The organism is Paenibacillus ginsengihumi DSM 21568 (assembly GCF_000380965.1).
GTDB classification, from domain to species: domain Bacteria; phylum Bacillota; class Bacilli; order Paenibacillales; family NBRC-103111; genus Paenibacillus_G; species Paenibacillus_G ginsengihumi.
This window is the reverse complement of the sequence record NZ_KB905691.1, coordinates 1-1345: the sequence shown is the minus strand read 5'-3', so window position 1 is coordinate 1345 and position 1345 is coordinate 1. Positions and strand designations below refer to the sequence as shown.

Genomic DNA, 1345 nt, shown 5'->3' with positions numbered 1-1345 from the left:
CCTGAATTTCGAAAGTAATCTCTTCTGAAAAAAATAAAAAGTGCTCCAAATCTTTGGTAGAATGGTGTTTGCTTACATCACATCACCCAAAGAAAGGAGCACCCTTTAGGTGAAGTTTATCACGCCCATCAGCAAAATCAAGACCGAATTTTCGTTGCAAAACGCCACAAGCGTCGGAGGAAGCAAAATCTTTCTGGAATATCTCGAAAAAATCAAGCTCGGTAAGGCTTTGCAAGAATTGAATTGCGTCAAACAAAGCAACTCCCAGTTTCCAGTGTTCCGCATTCTGCTCTATCTCATTGTCGGCTGGACACTCGGATGCGAGCGCCTCTTTCATTTCCGCAAGCTGCGGTACGACGCGCTCATTCGGCGGTTTCTCGGCGGGCGTTGCCCGCATCATTCCCTGCTGTATAAGGAACTGGAGAGACTCGGAAAGACCCGCCCAACTTTAACGCTGGATTTGCGAAAGCTGAATCAGCAGATTATTGCACCTTGTCTACCTTCCGAACTTATCGTGGATCTGGACTCCACGGTAGAAACGGTATACGGCAGGCAAGAGGGAGCGGCCGTCGGTACGAATCCCCACAAACCCGGACGGAAAAGTTATCATCCGCTGATGGCGTTTGAGGGCCAGTCACGCCTGTGCCTGAATGCCGTACTCCGCGCCGGGAATACGCATGCCTCCACCGATGCTGCCGCCTTCCTTCGTCAGACCTTTGAGTTGCTTGGCGACCGTCCGGTAAAGTACGCCCGGTTTGACAAGGGATTTGGAGGCGAAGACTTTTACAGCCTCTGGGAATCCAAACGAATTGGGTATGTCGGAAAATTGAAATGGACCCAGCGGCTTCAGGCAGAAGTGCAGCAGTGTCGCTACTGGAAGCGGTTTGTCGATGAGGATTGGGTCATCGAGGGGATTACCCTGATCTACAAAGCCACCTCCTGGAAAAAACCGCGCCGCGTTGTGGTGATTCGAAAAGCGCAGGTGTTTGACGGCGATCAAGCTCGGCTTCTCCTCGATACGGACTGGCAGTACGAAGCGATCGTCACCAATCTCGAGTGGGAGCCGATTGACCTTTGGCGATTTTACAACCAGCGTTGCTGCATGGAGAACTATATCAAGGAAGCCAAGCGCGGCTTTTCCATCGATCGAATCGCTACCGGCGACTTTACCGCCAATGAAATCGACCTGATCATCAAGCTGCTCGCCTACAATCTCTATGAGAGATTCAAGCGAGACTGTTGCGAACCGGTCCATCAAGGGTATACGATTGCCCGGTTTCGTCTGGAGTTCTTCTACTGTGCAGCTACGATGATTCAGCATAGCCGACAAGTCGTTCTGAAACTG

Annotated in this window: 1 protein-coding gene; it reads left to right on the top strand. The window is 51.1% G+C overall.

Features of this window, described 5'->3' with window-relative positions; all coding sequences use genetic code 11:
- Positions 1–109 precede the first annotated feature (109 nt).
- Positions 110–1345, top strand: a 1236-nt coding sequence (locus F591_RS0127030; RefSeq protein ID WP_019537647.1) for an IS1380 family transposase, incomplete at its 3' end; no start/stop codon positions are given.